This window comes from Acidovorax radicis (assembly GCF_020510705.1).
Lineage (GTDB): Bacteria > Pseudomonadota > Gammaproteobacteria > Burkholderiales > Burkholderiaceae_C > Acidovorax > Acidovorax radicis_A.
This window is the reverse complement of the sequence record NZ_CP075184.1, coordinates 3,640,382-3,660,984: the sequence shown is the minus strand read 5'-3', so window position 1 is coordinate 3,660,984 and position 20,603 is coordinate 3,640,382. Positions and strand designations below refer to the sequence as shown.

14 protein-coding genes and 1 pseudogene are annotated in these 20,603 nt (G+C 64.7%); 6 read left to right on the top strand and 9 right to left on the bottom strand.

Going from position 1 to position 20,603, the window contains the following annotated elements; translation table 11 throughout:
- Window positions 1-13: 13 nt before the first annotated feature.
- Together KI609_RS16735 and KI609_RS16730 are read right to left on the bottom strand one after the other, a co-directional pair.
- Window positions 14-622 carry a DUF6622 family protein gene (locus KI609_RS16735; protein ID WP_226450492.1) on the bottom strand — a complete coding sequence of 203 codons (609 nt, stop codon included), beginning with the start codon at window positions 620-622 and terminating at the stop codon, window positions 14-16.
- A 60-nt stretch (window positions 623-682) separates the two neighbouring features.
- Window positions 683-1,096, bottom strand: a complete 414-nt coding sequence (locus KI609_RS16730; RefSeq protein WP_226444693.1) for a DUF2306 domain-containing protein — start codon at window positions 1,094-1,096, stop codon at window positions 683-685.
- Between the two features lie 287 nt (window positions 1,097-1,383).
- Between KI609_RS16730 and KI609_RS16725 the strand changes: the two genes are divergently transcribed.
- The 6 genes from KI609_RS16725 to KI609_RS16700 all read left to right on the top strand — a co-directional run bounded on the left by KI609_RS16725 (window position 1,384) and on the right by KI609_RS16700 (window position 12,248).
- Window positions 1,384-2,730 (top strand): efflux RND transporter periplasmic adaptor subunit, encoded by a 1,347-nt coding sequence (locus KI609_RS16725; RefSeq protein ID WP_226444692.1) that lies wholly within the window; start codon window positions 1,384-1,386, stop codon window positions 2,728-2,730.
- A 15-nt stretch (window positions 2,731-2,745) separates the two neighbouring features.
- Window positions 2,746-5,850 (top strand): efflux RND transporter permease subunit, encoded by a 3,105-nt coding sequence (locus KI609_RS16720; RefSeq protein WP_226444691.1) that lies wholly within the window; start codon window positions 2,746-2,748, stop codon window positions 5,848-5,850.
- A complete protein-coding gene (locus KI609_RS16715; RefSeq protein ID WP_226444690.1) occupies window positions 5,847-9,029 on the top strand; it encodes an efflux RND transporter permease subunit in 3,183 nt (1,060 codons plus the stop codon). Before KI609_RS16720 ends, KI609_RS16715 begins: the two co-directional genes overlap by 4 nt.
- A gap of 10 nt (window positions 9,030-9,039) precedes the next feature.
- Window positions 9,040-10,473 (top strand): efflux transporter outer membrane subunit, encoded by a 1,434-nt coding sequence (locus tag KI609_RS16710; protein WP_413463332.1) that lies wholly within the window; start codon window positions 9,040-9,042, stop codon window positions 10,471-10,473.
- A gap of 94 nt (window positions 10,474-10,567) precedes the next feature.
- The gene (locus tag KI609_RS16705; RefSeq protein WP_226444689.1) at window positions 10,568-11,392 is read left to right on the top strand and encodes an undecaprenyl-diphosphate phosphatase; all 825 of its coding nucleotides are present in this window, start codon (window positions 10,568-10,570) and stop codon (window positions 11,390-11,392) included.
- 10 nt (window positions 11,393-11,402) lie between these two features.
- Window positions 11,403-12,248, top strand: a complete 846-nt coding sequence (locus KI609_RS16700) for a MipA/OmpV family protein (RefSeq protein WP_226444688.1) — start codon at window positions 11,403-11,405, stop codon at window positions 12,246-12,248.
- Between the two features lie 25 nt (window positions 12,249-12,273).
- On the opposite strand, the gene KI609_RS22970 is transcribed toward KI609_RS16700, so the two are convergent.
- From KI609_RS22970 to mutS, 7 genes and pseudogenes are all read right to left on the bottom strand, one after another.
- Window positions 12,274-14,064, bottom strand: coding sequence for a diguanylate cyclase (locus KI609_RS22970; RefSeq protein WP_319003112.1), 1,791 nt, complete (start codon window positions 14,062-14,064; stop codon window positions 12,274-12,276).
- Window positions 14,065-14,347: 283 nt separating this feature from the next.
- Window positions 14,348-15,169 (bottom strand): alpha/beta fold hydrolase, encoded by an 822-nt coding sequence (locus KI609_RS16685; RefSeq protein ID WP_226444687.1) that lies wholly within the window; start codon window positions 15,167-15,169, stop codon window positions 14,348-14,350.
- A gap of 123 nt (window positions 15,170-15,292) precedes the next feature.
- Window positions 15,293-16,120, bottom strand: a complete 828-nt coding sequence (locus KI609_RS16680) for a proteasome-type protease (RefSeq protein ID WP_226444686.1) — start codon at window positions 16,118-16,120, stop codon at window positions 15,293-15,295.
- A 54-nt stretch (window positions 16,121-16,174) separates the two neighbouring features.
- On the bottom strand, window positions 16,175-16,438 hold the full coding sequence (locus tag KI609_RS16675) for a hypothetical protein (protein ID WP_226444685.1): 264 nt from the start codon (window positions 16,436-16,438) through the stop codon (window positions 16,175-16,177).
- Window position 16,439: 1 nt separating this feature from the next.
- Window positions 16,440-17,345 (bottom strand): type IIL restriction-modification enzyme MmeI, encoded by a 906-nt coding sequence (locus tag KI609_RS16670; RefSeq protein WP_226444684.1) that lies wholly within the window; start codon window positions 17,343-17,345, stop codon window positions 16,440-16,442.
- A 31-nt stretch (window positions 17,346-17,376) separates the two neighbouring features.
- Window positions 17,377-17,856, bottom strand: a pseudogene (locus KI609_RS23070) (type IIL restriction-modification enzyme MmeI); the annotation flags it as partial.
- 58 nt (window positions 17,857-17,914) lie between these two features.
- Window positions 17,915-20,506 (bottom strand): DNA mismatch repair protein MutS, encoded by a 2,592-nt coding sequence (gene mutS / locus KI609_RS16660; RefSeq protein WP_226444682.1) that lies wholly within the window; start codon window positions 20,504-20,506, stop codon window positions 17,915-17,917.
- Between the last annotated feature and the right edge of the window lie 97 nt (window positions 20,507-20,603).

The following is a 20,603-nucleotide window of genomic DNA, read 5'->3' as shown; positions in this document are numbered from 1 at the left end:
CCAGCGTGCTTCTTCACGCCGAAGCGGTTGGGGTGGTTGGTGTGGCGGATGGCGTGGCAGGGGTGGCAGGTGTGGAAAAGGCCGCACTGCGCCGTGCCAGGCGCCACAGGCGCAGTGACCGGGCCGCAAACAGGCCGTTGAATACGCCATACAGTGCGGCGATCTGCAGGGCAAAGCTGCCGTCGCGGGCCAGGGCCGGTTGCATGGCCAGCTCCACCCCCACAAAGTATTTGGTCAGAAAGATGCCCAGGATGAGGGCCAATGGCATGGCGCTGCCCGGGATGTAGAAGCTGCGCGATGCCGCCGCGTACAGGGTGCCGTGGGAGGCAGCGGGTTGCAGCCAGAGCGCCAGGCCTGCGATGCAGGCAGCGGCCGCCAGCCATACGCCCATTGCCGCGCCGGTCTGGCCTGCGCGGCCAAAGGCAGAGGCAATGCCGTACACCGAGAGGCCCGTCATCGCCAGGGGCATGGCCAAGGCCCGTGCCAGGCTGACCGTGCGGTCACGCAGCTGGCTGGCGCCGAGCCCCAGCAGGCCGGCCAAAAGGCCCCAGACCCAGTAGGGGGTGTTCTGGACGATAGGCCCCAGCATCTGGGGTTGTTGGATGAGCAGGTTGAGCAGCATGGTGGTGGTTCCGGTGGAGGGGTTCAACGGGCGAGTTGTCGGACAGCGGGCGAAGGGCGTTCAGACCACAACACCCAACGCGGACCAGAGCGAATGGCCCAGGTAGCGCGATGGCATCAAGGTGAAAGCACCGGCCACGACACAGGCGCCGATGTAGACCCGTTGCATGGCCTGGCGGTGGCCCACGATGTTGCGGCGTGCCAGGTGCGCAAAGGACAGGGCCAGCATGCCCAGCGTCACCGGGATCAGCAGGTGAATCAGGCCAAAGCTGCCCCAGCGAGGGCCGTTGCCGCCACTGATGAAGATGGCGGAGACCGCCGTGGCCACCATGAGCGTGACCCAGGCATACCCTGCCGCACGGTGCAGGCGGGGCCGTTGGGTGGCGCCTTGGCGGGCCCACAGGGCGATGGGACCGATGGCAACCGCAGCCAGGGCAGCGGCAAGGTGGATGGCGATGACGGGGGTGAGTGGCATGGCGGGTGCTCCTGGCGCGTTCGATGGAGCGGACTGTGCCGACACCCCCCGGTTGCTGCCAGCGCCGTGCGACGAAATGCAGGACCGGCACCGTGAAATGCACGAACGCTGCGCGACCTGCAGGGCTTTGCGCAGACCGTGCTTAACCTTCAGGTTTACTTTTCTTCGCACAGCGTTCAACGCAGAGCCGGAGTCGACCCTCTACGATCCGCCATGGCGCGGCCCCACGCCTCTCGCCACCGTGCGAAGGCCCGGCCCGCAGCCCAAGAACACGAATCAGGACCGTCATGAACCCGCAAGAAGTCAAAGCGACCCCGCCATCGGCCATTCCCCCCGCCTCACCCACCCCTTCCGGCAAGCCCGCCAAGCGGTCGCGCTGGGTGGGAAGCCTGGTGGCGCTGGCTCTTGTGGGGCTGGTGGGCGGGGCTGCCTGGTACCTCATCCAGCGCTCGACCAGCGACCCGGCGCAGGGGCCTGGCCGTGCACCGGGGGGCGGGCGGCCCCTGGTGACGGTGGGTGAGGCGGTTGCACGCAAGGCCGAGCTGCCTGTGATCATCGACGCGCTGGGGACCGTGATCCCCGCCACCACGGTCACCCTGCGGCCCCAGGTGTCTGGCCTGCTTACCCAGGTGCTGTTCACCGAGGGGCAAATGGTCAAGAAGGGGCAGTTGCTGGCGCAGATAGACGCCCGCCCTTTTGAGCAGGCCCTGATGCAGGCCGAAGGCACTCGCCGAAGGGACGAGGCGCAACTGGACAACGCGCGCCTGACGCTGGAGCGCTACCGCACGCTGCTGTCGCAAGACTCCATCGCGCGCCAGGATGTGGACACGCAAGCGGCGCTGGTCAAGCAGCTGGAAGGCACGGTGATGACCGACAAGGCCCAGGAGGGCACGGCGCGGCTGAACCTCAACTACACCCGGCTCACAGCGCCCGCCTCGGGGCGCATCGGCTTGCGCACGGTGGATGCCGGCAACTATGTGACGTCCGGGGACACGGCAGGTATTGCCACCATTACCCAGATTGCGCCCATCGATGTGCAGTTTTCGGTGCCGCAAGACCGGGTGGCCGATGTGCTTGCGGCGCAGGCGCAGACCGCATCGCTGGGGGTGACGGCGTTCGACCGCACGCGCAAGGCCGAGCTCGACAAGGGCCTTTTTTCCACGCTCGACAACCTGGTGGACACGAGCACCGGCACGGTCAAGGCCAAGGCCCGCTTCGAGAACGCGGCGGGTGCACTGTTTCCCAATCAGTTCGTGAATGTGCAATTGCTGCTGCGCACGGTGTCGGCCACGGTGGTGCCTGTCACTGCCGTGCGCACAGGCTCTAGTGGCGATTACGTGTATGTCATCAACGAAGACCACACGGTGTCGCTGCGCAAGGTCAAGCGCGGGCTGGCCACGGTGGGGCTCATGGCGATCACCGAAGGGCTCAAGGACGGTGAGCGCGTAGTGACCGAAGGCGGCGACCGTCTGCAGGACGGGATGAAGGTTCAGCTGCCGGGTGCCCAGGCGGCATCGGGCGCGCGCAGCCCCCGTTCCGGAGCGAGCGGGCCAGGCGCTGGCGCGTCGGCGCCCCGCACGGGCGCCTCAGCGGCAGGTGGGCACCGCCGCCAGCGTCCGGCACAGAATCCTTGAGCGCGGGCTTTCAGCATGAGTCCTTCGCGTCCGTTCATTGAAAGGCCTGTGGCCACCGCGCTGCTGATGGTGGCGATCGTGCTGGCCGGTCTGGTGGGTTTTCGTTTCCTGCCGCTGTCGGCCTTGCCCGAGGTGGACTACCCCACCATCCAGGTGCAGACCCTGTACCCCGGGGCCAGCCCCGAGGTGATGAGCCGCACGGTGAGTGCACCACTGGAGCGGCAGTTTGGGCAGATGCCCGGGCTCGAACGCATGGCATCCACCAGTGCCTCGGGCGTGTCCATCGTCACCTTGCAGTTCGGCCTGGGGCTGGCGCTGGACGTGGCCGAGCAGGAAGTGCAGGCGGCCATCAATGCCGGCACCTCGCTGTTGCCGGCCGACCTGCCCGCCCCCCCGGTGTACGCCAAGGTCAACCCCGCCGATGCCCCGGTGCTGACGCTGGCCGTCAGCTCCGACACGCTGCCCCTGACCGAAGTGCAGAACCTGGTCAACACGCGCGTGGCGCAGAAGATCAGCCAGGTCAGCGGTGTGGGGCTGGTGTCGCTGGCGGGCGGGCAACGTCCTGCGGTGCGCATCCAGGCCGACACCAAGGCGCTCGCGTCGTATGGCATTGGCCTCGATACCCTGCGCACAGCCATCACGGCGGCCAATGCCAACAGTGCCAAGGGCAGCTTTGACGGGCCGCAGCGGTCGTACACCATCAATGCCAACGACCAACTCCTCACGGCCGAGGACTACAAGAATCTGATTGTCTCGTGGCGCAACGGTGCCCCGGTGCGCATGCTCGAAGTGGCGCGCGTGGTGGACAGTGCCGAGAACAACCGCCTGGGCGCCTGGGCCAACGAGACACCGGCCATCATCCTCAACGTGCAGCGGCAGCCGGGCGCCAACGTGATTGCCACCGTGGACAGCATCAAGAAACTGCTGCCCGAGCTGCAGGCGGGGCTGCCGGCGTCGCTCAAGGTGCAGGTGCTGTCGGATCGCACCAAGGGTATTCGCTCGTCGGTGGAACACGTCGAGATGGAGCTGGCGCTTGCTGTGCTCATGGTGGTGCTGGTGATTTTCTTTTTTCTGCACAGCCTGCGCGCCACGGTGATCGCGAGCCTGGCCGTCCCCATTTCGTTGATCGGCACCTGTGGCGTGATGTACCTGTTGGGCTACAGCCTCAACAACCTGAGCCTGATGGCGCTGACCATTGCCACGGGGTTTGTGGTGGACGACGCCATCGTGATGATCGAAAACATCGCGCGTTATCTGGAAGAAGGCGAGCCCCCGTTTCAAGCCGCCATGAAGGGCGCCACGCAGATCGGTTTCACGATCATTTCCCTGACGGTGTCGCTGATTGCCGTGCTGATTCCGTTGCTGTTCATGAGCGACGTGGTGGGGCGGCTGTTTCGGGAGTTCGCCGTGACGCTTGCGATCACCATCCTGATCTCGGGCGTGGTGTCGCTCACGCTGGTGCCCATGATGGCGGCACGCTGGTTGCGCCCCGAGCCTGTGGGTGGCCCCACGGGCGTGGCAGGCCGTATCAACAAGGGGTTTGAGCGGGTGATTGCGAGGTATGACCGCTGGTTGCAGTGGGTGTTGCGCCACCAGGGCATCACGTTGGTGGTGGCCGTGCTCACCCTGGCGCTCACCGCCTTGCTGTATGTGGTGATTCCCAAAGGGCTTTTTCCCACACAGGACACGGGGCAGCTGCAGGCGCGTATCGAGGCGTCGCAAGATGTCTCTTATGCCCGCATGGGCGAGCTGCAGATGGCCGCCGTGCGCGCCATCCTGCAGGACCCGGACGTGCAGTCGCTCAGCTCGTTTGCGGGGGTGGACGCGGCCAACAACACCATGCTCAATGCGGGGCGGCTGCTCATCAACCTCAAACCCCAGCGGGATGCGCAAGAAACCATCATGCAGCGCCTGCGCGAGCGTGTGCGGTCTGTCGCAGGCGTCACGCTGTATCTGCAGCCCACGCAGGATCTGACCATTGATGCGGAATCGGGCCCCACGGAATACCGCGTCTCTATTGGTGGTGTGGATTCGAAGCAGGTCAACGACTGGACACATCAATTGGTGGCCCGCCTGCAAAGCGAGCCCAAAGTGCGCAACGCCACCACCGATGCGGGGGCACAGGGGTTGTCGGCTTTTGTCGACATCGACCGCAACACGGCGTCGCGCCTGGCGGTCACTGCCAGTGCGGTGGATGACACGTTGTACAGCGCTTTTGGCCAGCGCATCGTGTCCACCATCTTCACAGAGACCAACCAGTACCGGGTCATCCTGGAGGCGCAGCAGGAGCAACTCAATACCCCCGAGGCACTGGGTACGCTGCAATTGCGCACAGGCTCGGGCTCGCCCACCCCGCTGGCGGCGGTCGCCACCATTCGCGAACAACTGGCGCCGCTGCAGGTGACACGTGTCGCGCAATATCCGTCGGCCACGCTGGGTTTCGACAAGGCTGAAGGGGTATCGCTGGGCACGGCCGTGGACGCCATTCGCGCAGCCGCCAAGGACATTGGCATGCCCCAGGGGCTGTCGATGGAGTTTCTGGGGGCCGCCGGGGCGTATGAAAAATCGCTGTCCAGCCAGCTGTGGCTCATTTTGGCCGCCATGGTCTGTGTTTACATCGTGCTGGGGGTGCTGTACGAGAGCTACATCCACCCGGTGACCATTCTGTCTACCCTGCCTTCGGCGGGCGTTGGCGCCCTGCTTGCGCTCATGGTCACCGGCAATGACCTGGGCGTGATTGGCATCATCGGCATCATCTTGCTGATTGGCATCGTCAAGAAGAACGCGATCATGATGATCGACTTCGCCATCGATGCGGAGCGCCACCAGGGCATGGGCCCGCAGCAGGCGATCCACCAGGCGGCGTTGCTGCGCTTCCGGCCCATCCTGATGACCACGCTGGCGGCGCTGTTTGCGGCGCTGCCGCTGATGCTGGGCTGGGGCGACGGTGCCGAGCTGCGCCGCCCGCTGGGGCTGGCCATTTTCGGGGGGCTGATCCTGAGCCAGATGCTCACGCTGTTCACCACGCCGGTGATCTACCTGGCGTTTGACCGCCTGGGCCGACGCTGGACGGGCCGGGGCACCGCTGCGGCGCCCGTGGCGGGTGGGGAAGTGCCGTGAACCTGTCCCGCCCCTTTGTCGAGCGGCCCGTTGCCACCGTTCTACTCACCGTTGGCGTGGCACTGGCGGGCATCGCCGCCTTTTTTGTGCTGCCAGTGTCGCCTTTGCCCCAGGTGGATTACCCGGCGATTTCGGTGTCGGCCAGTCTGTCGGGCGCCAGCCCCGAGACCATGGCCAGCAGCGTGGCCACGCCGCTGGAGCGCCGCCTGGGGGTGATTGCCGGTGTCAACGAAATGACATCGAGCAGCTCCAACGGCTCGGCGCGTGTGAGCCTGCAGTTCGATCTGAGCCGCAATATCGATGCTGCCGCGCGTGAGGTGCAGGCCGCCATCAACGCCGCGCGTGCCGACCTTCCCGCCACGCTGCGCAGCAACCCCACCTACCGCAAGCGCAATTCGGCCGCATCGCCCGTCATCATCCTGGCGCTGACCTCCAAGACACGCACACCCGGCGAGGTGTACGACGCGGTGTCCAACGTGGTCAGCCAGCGGCTGTCGCAGGTGGATGGCGTGGGAGACGTTGAAATTGGCGGGGGCTCGCTGCCTGCCGTGCGGGTGGAGCTCTTGCCGTTTGCCCTCAACCGCTATGGCATCAGCGCCGAAGACGTGCGTGCCGCCATCCAGGCCTCGAATGCCAATCGACCCAAAGGCGCCATCGAAGGCGAGGGCCGCCGCCTGCAGATCTACACACCGTCGCCCGCGCGCAAGGCGGCCGAATATGCGTCGCTCGTCGTGGCCTGGCGCAACAATGCAGCGGTGCGTCTGGGCGACGTGGCGCGGGTGGAAGACGGGGTGGAGAACCGCCGCACGCTGGGACTTTTCAATGGCGATCCGGCCATCATCGTGCTGATCACGCGCCAGCCTGGGGCCAACATCATCGAGACCGTGGATGCCGTGCGTGCGCTGCTGCCCGATCTGCAGGCGCAGTTGCCGCAGGACATTCAGGTAGCCGTGGCCTCTGACAGCACCAACTCCATCCGCTCATCACTGCACGAGATTGAGTTGACACTGATGGTGTCGATTGCGCTGGTCGTGCTGGTGGTGGGCCTGTTTTTGCGCAAGGCGCGGGCCACAGTGATACCGGCCGTGGCGACCGTGGTGTCGCTGCTGGGCACGTTTGGTGTCATGTATTTTCTGGGCTTCAGCCTGAACAACCTGAGCCTGATGGCACTCACGGTGGCCACGGGTTTTGTGGTGGACGATGCCATCGTGGTGCTGGAAAACACCATGCGCCACATCGAGGCGGGCATGGATCGCATGCAGGCCGCCTTGCAAGGCGCACGCGAGGTGGGCTTCACGGTGTTGTCGATCAGCCTGTCGCTGGTGGCGGTGTTCATTCCGCTGCTGTTCATGGACGGGCAGGTCGGGCGGTTGTTCCGTGAGTTCGCCATCACCTTGTCTGCAGCCGTGATGATTTCGCTGGTGATCTCGCTGACCACCACACCCATGATGTGTGCCTGGCTGCTTGCGGCGCACGACCCGGCCAACGTCAAGCCTCCCTCGCGCGCGGCGCGGTGGGCGGAGCGGGGCTACCAGTGGGTGCTGCGTGGCTATGAGCGCAGCCTGGACTGGGCGCTGGCGAGCAAGGCGCTGGTCATGGTGATCCTGCTGGCCGTCATCGGGCTCAACGTGTACTTGTTTGCCAAAATTCCCAAGGGCTATTTCCCGGAACAGGACAACGGGCAATTGGCGGCGGGCCTGCGTGCTGACCAGAGTATTTCGTCGGATGCGCTGGCACGCAAACTGCGCCAGGCGGTGGACATCATTCGCAAAGACCCGGCCGTGGATACCGTGGTGGGTTTTTCTGGCGGCAGCCGCGCTGGCGGGGGCTTCATGTTTTTGAACCTCAAACCGGCCGGTCAGCGCACCGAGAGCACCCCCACCGTGATTGCGCGCCTGCGGCCGCAGCTCAACCAGATCACGGGCCTGCGCGTGTTTCTCAACCCTGTGCAGGATTTGCGCATGGGTGGCCGCTCCAGCAATTCCACCTACCAGTACACGCTCAAGAGCGACAACCTGGCCGACCTTAAAACATGGGCCACCAAGCTGTCGGATCGTCTCAAGGACGAACCCTTGCTTCAGGATGTGGATACCGATCAGGCCGAGAACGGTGTCGAGACCTATGTGGAAGTGGACCGTGCCAGTGCATCACGCCTGGGCGTGACGTCAGCCGCCGTTGACAACGCGCTGTACAACGCCTTTGGCCAACGCTCGGTGGCCACCATTTACGAAGAGCTCAATCAGTATTCCGTCATCATGGAATGGGCTCCCGAGTACGCGCTGGGCCCGCCAGCGCTCAAGGACATCTACGTGGCGGCCAACCCGAAAGGCACCACTGGCACGGCTGCCAACCCCGGCCAGCGCGGCGCATCCACCGGGCAGGTGATCAGCACGGCGGCGTCCACCATGGTGCCGCTCAGTGCGATCGCACACGTGGTGGAGCGCGCTTCACCCACATCCATCAACCACCAGGACGGCGAACTGGCGACCACCATCTCGTTCAACATCGACCCCACCACGTCACTGGGGCAGGCGCGCCAGGTCATCGAGCAGGCCGAGGCCGACATTGCCATGCCCACCAATGTGCGCGGAAGTTTTCAGGGGACTGCGCTGAGTGCCCAGCAGTCGCAAGGGCAGCAGTTGTTCCTGATCATCACCGCCATCGTGGTGATCTACATCGTGCTGGGGGTGCTGTACGAAAGCCTGATTCACCCCATCACGGTGCTTACCACCTTGCCTTCGGCGGGAGTGGGGGCTGTGCTGGCGCTGCTGTTATTCAACATGCAATTCACCATCATTGCCCTCATCGGTGTCTTCCTGCTGATCGGTATCGTCAAGAAGAACGCCATCATGATCATTGACTTTGCGCTGGAGGCCGAACGTTCGCGTGGCATCACGGCACTGGAGGCGGTGCGCGAGGCGTGTTTGCTGCGTTTTCGCCCCATCCTCATGACCACGATGGCGGCAGCCCTGGGGGCCTTGCCGCTGGCCATCGGGTTTGGCCAGGGTTCCGAGCTGCGCCAACCGTTGGGCGTTGCCATCATTGGCGGGCTCGTGGCCAGCCAGCTGTTGACGTTGCTGACGACCCCGGTGGTGTATGTGTTGCTCGACAAATTGCGCAGCCCCGCACCCAATGAAAAACACCTGAGCCGCGCCGCAACGCCCGGCGCGGCCCACTGATTTGCGCACCATGACATCGTCTTCCCCCATGCCCAGCCCCCGGTCTCGCACTGCACGCCTGGCACCGCTGTGCCTTGCGATGGCCTTTTTGTCGGCGTGCTCGACCGCCCCTTCGTATCAGCGCCCAGATCTTCCCGTGCCCGCCACGTTCAAAGAGTCGGGTGTCAACTGGGCACCTGCTGCCCCGGCCGATGCGCTGGATCGGGGGGCATGGTGGGAGCTGTTCGGAGACACCGAGCTCAACCGTCTGGCCGAGCAGGTGCAACTGTCCAACCAGAACATCGCGGCAGCCGTGGCCGCCTACGCCCAGGCCCAGGCGGTGGTGCGTCAGGAGCGTGCAGGGTTTTTTCCGTCCGTTGGCCTGTCGGGCAGTGCAACGCGTGCGGGGGGGGATGGTTCCAGCCGCTCTGGCACCAGCACCCAGGCCGCGCTGGGTGTGGACTGGGCGCCCGATCTGTGGGGGCGTCTGGAGGGCAGTGTGAACAATGCCCAGGCCAGTGCGCAAGCCAGCGAAGCCGATCTGGCGTCTGCCCGGCTGTCGGCCGTGGGCTCGTTGGCGTCGGCGTATTTTCAGCTGCGCGAGGCCGATGCGGAGGGCGAACTGCTGCGCTCCACGGTGGAGGGCTATGAACGCAGCCTGCAAATCGTCCAAAACCGCTATGCCGCCGGTGTGGTGGCACAGACGGATGTGCTGCAGGCGCAAACGCAGCTGGCCAATGCGCGAGCGGATCTGGCGACGGTTCGGCAAAACCGCACGCGTTTCGAGCATGCCGTGGCGGTGCTCACGGGGCAAGCGCCCGCCGCATTTGATCTGTCCATGGTGCAGTGGGTGGCCTCAGTGCCCGATGTGCCGCTGGGGGTGCCCTCTGCATTGCTGCAGCGCCGGCCCGATATTGCATCGGCCGAGCGTGCCGTGGCGGCTGCCAACGCGCAGATCGGCGTTCAACGGTCTGCGTATTTCCCCACCATCGGGCTCACTGCGTCGCTGGGCAGCGCGGGCTCGAGCGTGGCTGATCTGTTCAAGGCATCCAACGCCGTGTGGTCGCTCGGGTTGTCGGTGGCGCAGACCTTGTTTGATGCCGGTGCCACTGCGGCCAAGGTGGAGCAGGCCCAAGCCGCGCGGGATGTGCGGGTGGCCACTTACCGCCAGACGGTGCTCACCGCCTTTCAAGGGGTGGAGGACCAACTCACGACATTGCGCACCTTTCAAGAGCAGGAGCCCCTGCGGCTGCAAGCCGTGTCTGCCGCCGAGCGCACGGCGCAGCAGTTGCTCAACCGCTATCGCGCAGGGCAGGTGAGTTTTACCGAGGTGGTGACGGCGCAGGCGTCTGCCTTGTCGGCACAGCGGTCGCTCTTGCAGTTGCAGGTGAACCGGCAGCTCGCGGTGGTGGCGCTGATCCAGGCGCTGGGCGGGGGTTGGCAAGCACCATGGCAGGAGCCGTGACATGGGTGAGCTTATACTCCTGTTTTGATAGCTGCCAGCGCTTGATGTGCAAACGCTGGAGGCCGATTTGGCTTAAATTTTTCTAGGAGCGCGCGTGGACGCTGTATTGCTGGTCAAGGCCGCCATCATGGGCGTGGTTGAAGGGCTGACCGAGTTTTTGCCTATTTCTTCTACCGGGCACCTGATTTTGGCGGGCTCGTTGTTGGGGTTTGACGATGCCAAGGCCAAGGTGTTTGACATCGCCATCCAGACCGGCGCCATCTTTGCCGTGATTCTGGTGTATTGGTCAAAAATCCGGGCCACGCTGGTGGCCCTGCCCACGGAGCGCCAGGCCCAGCGGTTTGCGCTCAACGTGCTGATCGGGTTTGTGCCCGCGGTGGTTTTGGGGCTGTTGTTTGGCAAAGCCATCAAGGCGCATCTTTTCACCCCCGTGGTGGTTGCCAGCACCTTCATCGTCGGGGGCTTCATTATTTTGTGGGCCGAGCGACGCCCGCCGGCCGCCACCCGCGTGTACAGCGTGGACGCGATGACGCCATGGGATGCCCTCAAGGTGGGCCTGGTGCAGTGTCTGGCCATGGTGCCGGGCACCAGCCGCAGCGGCTCGACCATCATTGGCGGCATGCTGCTGGGCCTGTCGCGGCAGGCTGCCACCGATTTTTCCTTTTTTCTGGCCATTCCCACCCTGATCGGCGCGGGCGTTTACAGCCTCTACAAAGAGCGCGCGCTGCTGTCCATGGCGGACCTTCCCTTGTTCATCACGGGGCTGGTCTTTTCTTTCCTCAGCGCCTGGTTGTGCGTGCGTTGGCTGTTGCGCTACATCAGCACCCATAACTTTGTGCCGTTTGCGTATTACCGCATTGTGTTCGGGATCATCGTTTTGGTGACGGCATGGACTGGATGGGTGCAGTGGGCGGGCTGATAATGCGCCCATGCGCCGTCCTGCTCCATTTGCCAGCCTCGTTTTAACTGCCACTGCGCTCGCGTGCGTCTGTTCCTGGCAACCGGCGCATGCGGCGGACTCGCCTGCCGCCCAAGATCCGTCCAAACCGCTGTTCAACTATGCATTGGGCTTCATCGTGGGTTCCGGCCCGGACTACGAAGGCGGCGCGGGGCACAAGACCAGCCTGCGGCCGGCATGGGCCATTGAGCACGGACGCTTCAGGCTGAGTACATCGCGAGGCAGTGCCTTCATGGCGCATGGCTTGGGTCCGATCGAATCAGGCGCCAGCGCCACCCTGGCCGAGGGAGACCGGTTCCACCTGAGCGCTTCTCTGCGCATCGACAATGGCCGTGACGGTTCGGACGCGCAGATCCTGGAAGGACTGCCCCCGGTCCGGTCCACACTGCGTGCGAAGTTGAGCGCAGGGTATGCGCTGACGCAACGCTGGTCCGTGGGCGCGGGCCTCTCGCAAGACATTCTGGGGCGCGATGGAGGTGCGCAGTTGTCCACCAGCGTGGGCTACACATGGCCTGTGACCGATCAGACCAAGGTGACATTCGGCGCGGGCGCCACCTTTGGTGATCGAACCTATATGCGCAGCCATTTTGGCGTGCCTGCCGGCGGGGCCACTGCCTTGCCGGCCTTTGATGCAGGCGCGGGCCTTTCCAGCGTGGATGCTGGTGTGGAGGTCATGACGGCCATCAATCGGCGCTGGGCGGTTCTGGGGACGGCGCGCGTATCGCAATTGAAGGGCGACGCCCGCCGCAGCCCCATCACGGTGGAGCCCACCGGGTATTCCATTTCCGTCGGCCTAGCGTATCGCTGCTGTCGTTAGCAGGCGCTTTGCCCAGGCAATACCCTCAGGTCGATGAAAGCGCCAGGTCTCCGGTATTGCGCCGCACGCAAAATTTTCCGTTCTGTTTGCCGCTGTACATCGCGGCGTCTGCCAGCTTGAGCAGGCCGATGGCGTCGTTGCTGTCCTGGGGCGCGATGGCGTAGCCAATGGTGAGCCCCACCGTGACCTGAACGTGGGCCACCGGAAAAGTCGTGCGAAAAGCCTCCAGCAATTTCTGGCCGAGATCCTGCGCTTGTTGTGCACTGCCCAGATGGCCGGCCATCACCACAAATTCATCGCCGCCGATGCGCGCCACAACGTCGCTTTGGCGTGTCTGGCTTTGCAGCCGCCGGGCCACGGCCACCAGCAATGCATCGCCCACATCGTGGCCGTGCTGGTCATTGACGGGTTTGAACCCGTCCAGATCCATCACATAGACGGCGAGCATTTTCTCTGCGCTGCAGCGCGACAGGGCCGAGGTCAGCGCGATGTTCAGGCCGCGCCGGTTGGGCAATCCCGTCAGGGCGTCGGAGTGTGCCAGGGAGCGCATCACATCGCGTTCGCGGTGCGCATCCAGGGCTGCGAGGCGCAGGGCCTTGGTGCGCAAACCGAGCACCCGCATGAAAAGAGGCATGTCTACCGTGGCACCGAATTCGAACGAATGCAGGGTCCAGAAATTGACCGGCAGCCAGCCGCGAATGATCCCGATCACTGTGGCGGTCGCCAGAAAATAGACCAGCCATGCCAGCAGCAGGCTCATGCCTACGGCGTCGCCACGGCGAGCCCGATGAACAGCCCCAGGAATGCCCATGAGCGCCGGTACAAGCCCCAGAATGCTGACGATGGCTGCCATGGTGGGCGTGCTGAGCAGGTCCAGTGCATACGCCACGGCCAGCACCACGCACAACACGGCGCCCGCACGCATGGTTCGCAGCAAGCGGCTTTGGAGTCTGTGCCCCGCCAGCGCCTGGCTGATGAACAGAAACGAGCCGCAGGTGGCCGTCAACGCGGCAAGGCTCGCCGCGTGTATTTCTGCCCAGGGTGCGTCACGCCAGAGGTACTGCGTGCCCAAGCCAAAAAAATGCAGTGAGAAAAGCAGGCTTCCCGTGATGAGCAACGCGTATTGGAGGAAAAGCACGTCGCGCAGGTTGAACCACTGTGCAATGCTGTAGATAAGCAGGCACAGCGCCAGCCCGGTCAGAATGCCCTGCAGCATTTGTTCATCCACCCCCTGGCTGTGCCATGTGGCGCGTTTGTTGAGGGTGATCGGCAAGATCATGGCGCCCCGTGTTTCGACCCGCAGCAAGAGGTCATACGCGTGCCCGGACGACATATCGAGCGCGATGGCATGTGAGCGGCTGCGAAGCGGGCGTTGGCTGAAGGGCTGCAGGCTTCCCAGCGTGGCCTGTTGGCTTATGTGGCCGTCGGTGGTGAGGTACACCTCGACCCGGTTGAGTACCGGGTAATCGATGTCCAGGATCCACAAACCGTCGGAACTGGGCGACACCACCACCGGAATGCGAATCCACACGGGCTCGGTGCGGATACCCAGCGTGCCGCTGGTGCCGGGCGGCGCCTGAAAGCGTGGCAGCAGGGTCAGTGCGTCTTGCACGGAAAGCACCCGGCTGGGATCTGCCAGCACGCTGACCGCCGACCAGACCTCGTGGGATGGAGAGTCGTCGCGCAGCACCACCGGCTTGGCAGCCGCTGCGCTGGCCACGCCGCACAGCGTGATCAGCAGCAGCCATGCCGCGAGCCATGGCCGCAAGGTGGCTGGCATTGCACGCCATGCGACCGAAATGGGAGCGTTAGACATGGGAGGTTCAATGCCCGCGCTCGTTCAGCGAGCACGGGCGGGGCAGGGTGGGCTGTTGTGCTTGTATCACGCGGTAACAGTTCCCCAGTGTAGGGGATCGCGTGATTTTTCGAGCTCCCTGTTTGCCCTGAGCACGGTACACCGCCTGGCACGGATGGCGCCCTTGGGTGTTGTGGCGGCGCGGTTGTGTCTGCCCCCGCCGCCGCATCGGCTGTGCGGACCCGTCCGGCGCTACATGTCAGCGTTACTGGTTGGCGTCACTGGTCGGCACTACGTGCTGGCACTAGGTGCCGAGGGGTGTCAGGGCCGCCAGATTGAGCAGCGACGCCTCGATGGCCGCTGCCGTGGTCATCGGCTGCTCCATGGGGAAAAGGTGGCTGCCGTCGAGCATCATCGTGCGGCCTTTGGTGACGCGCAACGTCATCGCCATCCCCACCTGTTTCATCTCTTCGGAGTCGAGCGCCCCGATAAAGGCCACGGGGCACTTCAGCGGGTGGCTGCTGAGCAGGCTACCCAGGTTGTGGGGCAGGGTGTTGTAGATGGCAGTCTCCACCGCCCGGTCGAAGCCCAGCACACGTTTGCCGTCTTCGTCCTTCAGGCCATGGGTGACATAGTCCAGCAGCACCTCGGGGCTCCAGTGGGCAAAAGCCTTTTTCTTGCGAAAGTGCTCCAGCGCTTCCTCATTGCTGGCCCAGCTGAAACGCCGCTGGCGGCTCACCTTGCCTGGCGAGATGGAGCCCACCACCTGCGTGCGCTTGGCCATCCCCACGGCGTTGGCTTTCCACCCACCCAGCAAAGGCGAATCCATCAGCAGCACGCCCCGCACCAGTTCGGGGTGCCGTGCCGCTGCCATCACGCTCAGAAAGCCCCCCAGCGAGTGGCCCACCAGAAACACCGGTTCACCCAGGCGAGCCACTTGCGGGCTGGCGAAGTCTGCAAGTTGCTGCACCAGGTGTGGCCAGTTGTTGGTAACCGGGTAGCGGGCGTCGTGGCCGTAACGCTCTACCGCACTCACCTCGAACCCCCGGTCTTTGAGAAGCTGGAACAACACACGGTAGGTGCTGGCCGGAAAACTGTTGGCGTGCGAAAAAACAATGGGAAGCATGGTGCGTACCGACAAAAACCTGGTGTGGGGGAGAAGAAAAAAACGCAGCCGCCCACGGTGGCCGGTGCTGCCGGGTTCCGCAGTCAGGCGCTCAAGCGCCCAAGCGATTCACGATTCAGTGTCTTAGATGAGCTTGTCCAAGGGGGTGGTGATTTTCTTGAGCGGCTTGCTGCGCGCCGGGTTGCCCATGAGGGGCACATTGGTCGCCCCGCCGCCCCAGGCCGGGTCCTCGATGCTGTCGAACACCTCGCGCAGCTTTTGGCCCCAGCTGTCGTGCAGCATTCGAAAATACGGGTTATTCTCGTCAATACAAACCACCTTGTCGCTGGAAAAGCGGTTGACCTCATAGACCACCAGATCCAGCGGCAACCCTACCGAAAGGTTGGACTTGAGCGTGCTGTCCATCGACACCAGCGCACATTTGGCGGCTTCGTCCAGCGGGGTCTCGGGGGAGATGACGCGGTCGAGCACGGGCTTGCCGTATTTGGATTCGCCCACCTGAAAATACGGTGTCTCGGTGGTGGCCTCGATGAAGTTGCCGGCCGAATACACCTGAAACAGGCGCATGCCTTCGCCCTTGATCTGGCCCCCGAACGCCATCGACACGTTGAAATCCACACCGGAGCGCTTGAGTGCCGCGCCGTCGCGCTCATGCACATGGCGCACGGCAGCGCCCAGCACGCGGGCGGCGTCGAACATGCTTTTGGCGTTCCAGATCGTGATGGGCTCGCCGGTTTCGCCGTCCTTGATCTGCTCGGTCTGCAGGATCTCGCGCACGGACTGGGAGATAGACAGGTTTCCGGCCGACAACAGCACCATGAAGCGGTCCCCCGCTTTTTCGTAGATCATCATCTTGCGAAAAGAGCTGATCTGATCGAGGCCGGCGTTGGTGCGCGAATCGGACAGGAAAACCAGCCCGGCGTTGAGTTTGATGGCGACGCAATACGTCATGAGGAAAGAGTGGGGCGATGTGGGGACCCCGCGAGTTTAGGACAAGGCGCGAGATCAGGCCTCCCAGAACGCCTCGATGAGCTCGCCCTGCGCATCCAGCAGCCACCATTCGATCACCACATCGCGCTTGCCCACGCCCAGAATGCCCAGCGCCCCGCGTGGTGCAGACAGGCGCGGGCAGCGCCACAGTTCGTCGCCCGGCTGGGCCATGGCCAGTGCCTTGGCGCGCACGCCTGCGGGCACCTCGGGCGAGTGCAGATCGACGGGGCGGTCTTCGCCGTCTCCTATTTCTTCAGGGGTGGCGGGGCGTGCGCGCATATCAGGCTCCGGTGGGTGTGCTGCGTTGCAGGTTCAGCGCCAGCAGGCGGCGCAGGATTTCATCATCAGGCAGGTCCGCCGTGTAGCCGGCCCAACCATAGGCCGCAGCGACGGCGGCGTCCAGCTGCGCGTGGGCGGCGGCCAGCCAGGCGGGGCGTTGGTTGTAGAGATTGGTCAACGTGCGCTTGGCCAGTTCTTTTTCAAAACCTGGCTTGGGCACGATGCGGTCGGGGTAGGGTGATGCGCTCAGGCCCAGCAGCACCACCTCGGGCACGGTGTCCGTCCACTCGGGCGGGTTCAGCCAGGCCTGGCGCAGGGTGTTCAGGCGCTGCGCGGCCTGCGCGATGGCGGTGGCTGTCTGGCGTGTTGGTATGATTTTGATAGCTGCTTGCGATTTCTGGACGGGCGCTAGAGGCTGATTTGGCTTGGAATCTCCTTCAGCCAAGGTATCCGGGAGGTCCGCCGGGTCCGTGTAGTGCGCGCCCAGCTGGCTGCGTTTGGCGGGGTCGAGCCCGCGCTCGAACAGCGTGCCGAAGATGGAGACGTCAATGGCGCTCCAGTTCAGGTCGGCAGCGCGGCGCAGTTCGGCCAGGTCGGGCGCGGAGAGGGGCGGCACGGCGATGGTCTGGAACAGGCCACCGTTGAACCACGGAATATCGTCCACGCCATACAGGCCACCGCTTTGCATGGTGCCAAAGAGCTGCGTGAGGTCCTGGGTCAGCCGCTCGGGCGTGGCCTGCTGGTTGTTGACCAGGCGCTCGAACATGCGGCCAGGCAGCAGGCCCACGTCTTCCGCAAAAAAGCAGAACAGGCACTGCGTGAGGAAGTGCGCCACCTGGTTGGCGTGCTGTTGCTGGCCGGTGATGCTTTCGCCGGGCGTGGCGCAGACCTTCGGCCAGGGCGGCAAAGCTTTGCGCGGCGGCTTCGGTGATGTCGCGGTTGGTCTGCCGGGGCTTGAAGCTCTCGGGCGCCAGCCAGATGCGGCGCAGCAGGGCCAGGTTGGCTGGCTGGTCCATCTCGGCAATGCGCACTTCGTGCGTGGCACTGGGGTGGCCGGTGAACTGGGTGTGGATGCGAATGGTGAGACGGTCAGACACCACCAGAATCGGCGGGTTGGACAGGGCCAGGCTGTAGGTGAGCAGCTGCTTGAGCGCGGTGTCGAGGTTTTTGCCCGGCGCCTTGTTCTCCCACGCAAACACGCCGCGCATGAAGACGTCGGCATAGCCCGTCTTGCCGCCGATGACGGCGCTCTTTTCTTCAAACCGGTAGCCCTCGGCGCTGCCAGGCTTGGGCACGCCGAGCAGTTTGCACAGGTCCAGAAAGTGGCTTTGCGCGCCTTGCTCTTCGTTGAGGGCGTAGGCGGGGCCGGGCACGCCACCGGGCGCGCCCCATTTGGCGATGAAATCTTGGGGGGTCATGGAATAGGGTTGTGAGTCCGCTGAGGCGCAGGCGGGACGGGAAGGCTGTTGCGTTGCCTCAAGCCCCCACCATCTTCTTGAGCTGGTACAGCGCATCCAGCGCTTCACGCGGGCTCAGTACATCGGGGTTGATGCCTGCCAACGCGGCTTCCAGCGGGCTGGCGCCTGCGCTCTCGGGCACCTCGGGCGTGGCGAACAGGTCCACCTGCAATTCATCTTCGCCAGCCCGCGTCTCCAGCGCCGCCAGCGCGTGGCGTGCGTGGTGCAGCACGGGCGAGGGCATGCCCGCCAGCTTGGCCACCTGGATACCGTAGCTGCGGCTGGCCGGGCCGGGCTGGATTTCGTGCAGAAAGACGATGTCGGCGCCCGATTCGGTGGCGCTCACGTGCATGTTGATCGCGTGGCGCGCCTTGGCGGGCAGTTCCGTCAGCTCGAAATAGTGCGTGGCAAACAGCGTGAAGGCGCGCGTTTTGTCGTGCAGGTGGGTGGCAATGCCGCTGGCCAGTGCCAGGCCGTCAAACGTGCTGGTGCCGCGGCCGATCTCGTCCATCAGCACCAGGCTGTGGGGCGTGGCGGCGTGCAATATCTGCGCGGCCTCGGTCATCTCGAGCATGAAGGTCGATTGCGCATTGGCCAGGTCGTCGGCGGCGCCAATGCGGGTGTGGATGGCGTCGATGGGCCCCAGGCGGCAGCTGGCCGCTGGCACATGGCTACCAATACACGCCAGCAGCACGATGAGCGCCACCTGCCGCATGTAGGTCGATTTACCGCCCATGTTGGGGCCGGTGATGATCTGCATGCGGCTGTTGGTGTTCAGGCGCGTGTGGTTGGCGATGAAGCTGGCGTGCGAGGTTTCGGCCAGCCGGGCTTCGACCACCGGGTGCCGGCCCGCCTCGATCTCGATACATGGCTCGGGCGTGAATTGCGGCGCGCACCAGTTCAGGGTGAGCGAGCGTTCTGCCAGCGCACACAGCACATCCAGCGCCGCCAGGGCCTGCGCCAGCTGGGTGAGGGCGGGCACATGGGGTTGCAATTCGTCCAGAATTTTTTCGTACAGCCATTTTTCGCGCGCCAGGGCGCGCTCATTGGCCGACAGGGCCTTGTCTTCGAAGGCCTTGAGTTCGGGCGTGATGAAGCGCTCGGCGTTCTTGAGCGTCTGGCGGCGGCGGTAATCGTCGGGCACGTTGGCCAGATGGCTGCTGGTGACCTCGATATAAAAACCATGCACCTTGTTGAATTGCACCCGCAGGTTGGTGATGCCGGTGCGGGCTTTCTCGCGGGTCTCCAGGTCCAGCAAAAAGCCGTCGCAATTGGTCTGGATGGCCCGCAGCTCATCCAGCTCGGTGTCAAAGCCGTTGGCAATCACGCCCCCGTCACGCACCAGGGCGGCGGGCTCGGGCGCGATGGCGCGCTGCAGCAGGTCGGTGCACCCGGCAGGGGGCTGCAGTTGGCTAAAAATTTGAGCCAAATAGGGCTCTGGCGCTTGTGCAGAAAGCGCAAGCAGCTCTGATTTTTGTAGCGTAATACCCAATGCCACCAACTCACGCGGGCGCACCTGGCGCAGCGCAGTGCGGGCGGTGATGCGTTCCACATCACTCACGCCCTTGAGTTCGCCGCGCAGTTGCGCCCAGGGGCCCGAGCCACCCCCTGCGCCCCCGGCCCCACGCAATGCCGTGGTGGCCGACAGGCGCCGGCGCGCCTCGGTGCGGTCGCGCTGGGGCTCCAGTAGCCAGGCCTTGAGCAGCCGGCTGCCCATGCCAGTCATGCAGGTGTCCAGCAGCGAAAACAGGGTGGGCGCGTCTTCACCACGCAGGGTCTTGACCAGCTCCAGGTTGCGGCGCGTGGTGGCGGGCAGGTCGATCAGGTCGTCGCCGCGCTGCACCTGCACGCTGTGCACGTGGGTGAGCGCGCGGCCCTGGGTGTGTTCGGCGTATTGCAGCAGCGCGGCGGCGGCGGCGTGGGCCTCGCCCAGCCCATGGGCGCCCCAGGCCTGCAGGCTGGCGGCGCCCAGGTGCTCCAGCAGCTTGCGCTCGCCCAGGGCACTGTCAAACTGCCAGTCGGGCCGCAGGCTCATGGGGCCGGTGAAGGCGCCCCCCTGGCGCAGCGCTTGCAACTGTTGCTCGAAGCGCTCGGTCACTCCCGCGCTGTAGATCACCTCGCTGGGCGCCACGCGCGCCAGCCACGCGCCCAGTTCATCGTGTGCGCACTCGGCCAGATACACGCGCCCTTGTGTCACGCTCAGCCAGGCCAGGCCACAGCGCGCGCGCGGCCCTTGGTGCACGGCCAGCAGCATCGATTCGGCTTTGTCTGGCAGCAGCGCGGTGTCGGTCAGCGTGCCGGGGGTGACCACACGCACTACCTTGCGCTCCACCGGGCCCTTGGCGGCGCCGACTTCGCCCACCTGCTCGGCAATGGCCACCGATTCGCCCATCTTGATGAGGCGCGCGAGGTAGTTCTCGAGCGCATGAAACGGCACACCCGCCATCACCACGGGCTGCCCACCCGACTGCCCGCGCTGGGTGAGCGTGATGTCGAGCAGGCGCGCGGCCTTTTCGGCATCGGCGTAGAACACCTCGTAGAAATCACCCATGCGATAGAACAGAAGCGTGTCGGGGTACCCGGCCTTGAGGGCCTGGTACTGCTGCATCATCGGCGTATGATTTTTTAGGTCGTCGGCGTGTGATGCGTTTTCTTCGTAAGTTGTTGATTTTTCTATGTTCATTGCCAACCGAAGACCTTTTGTAAAC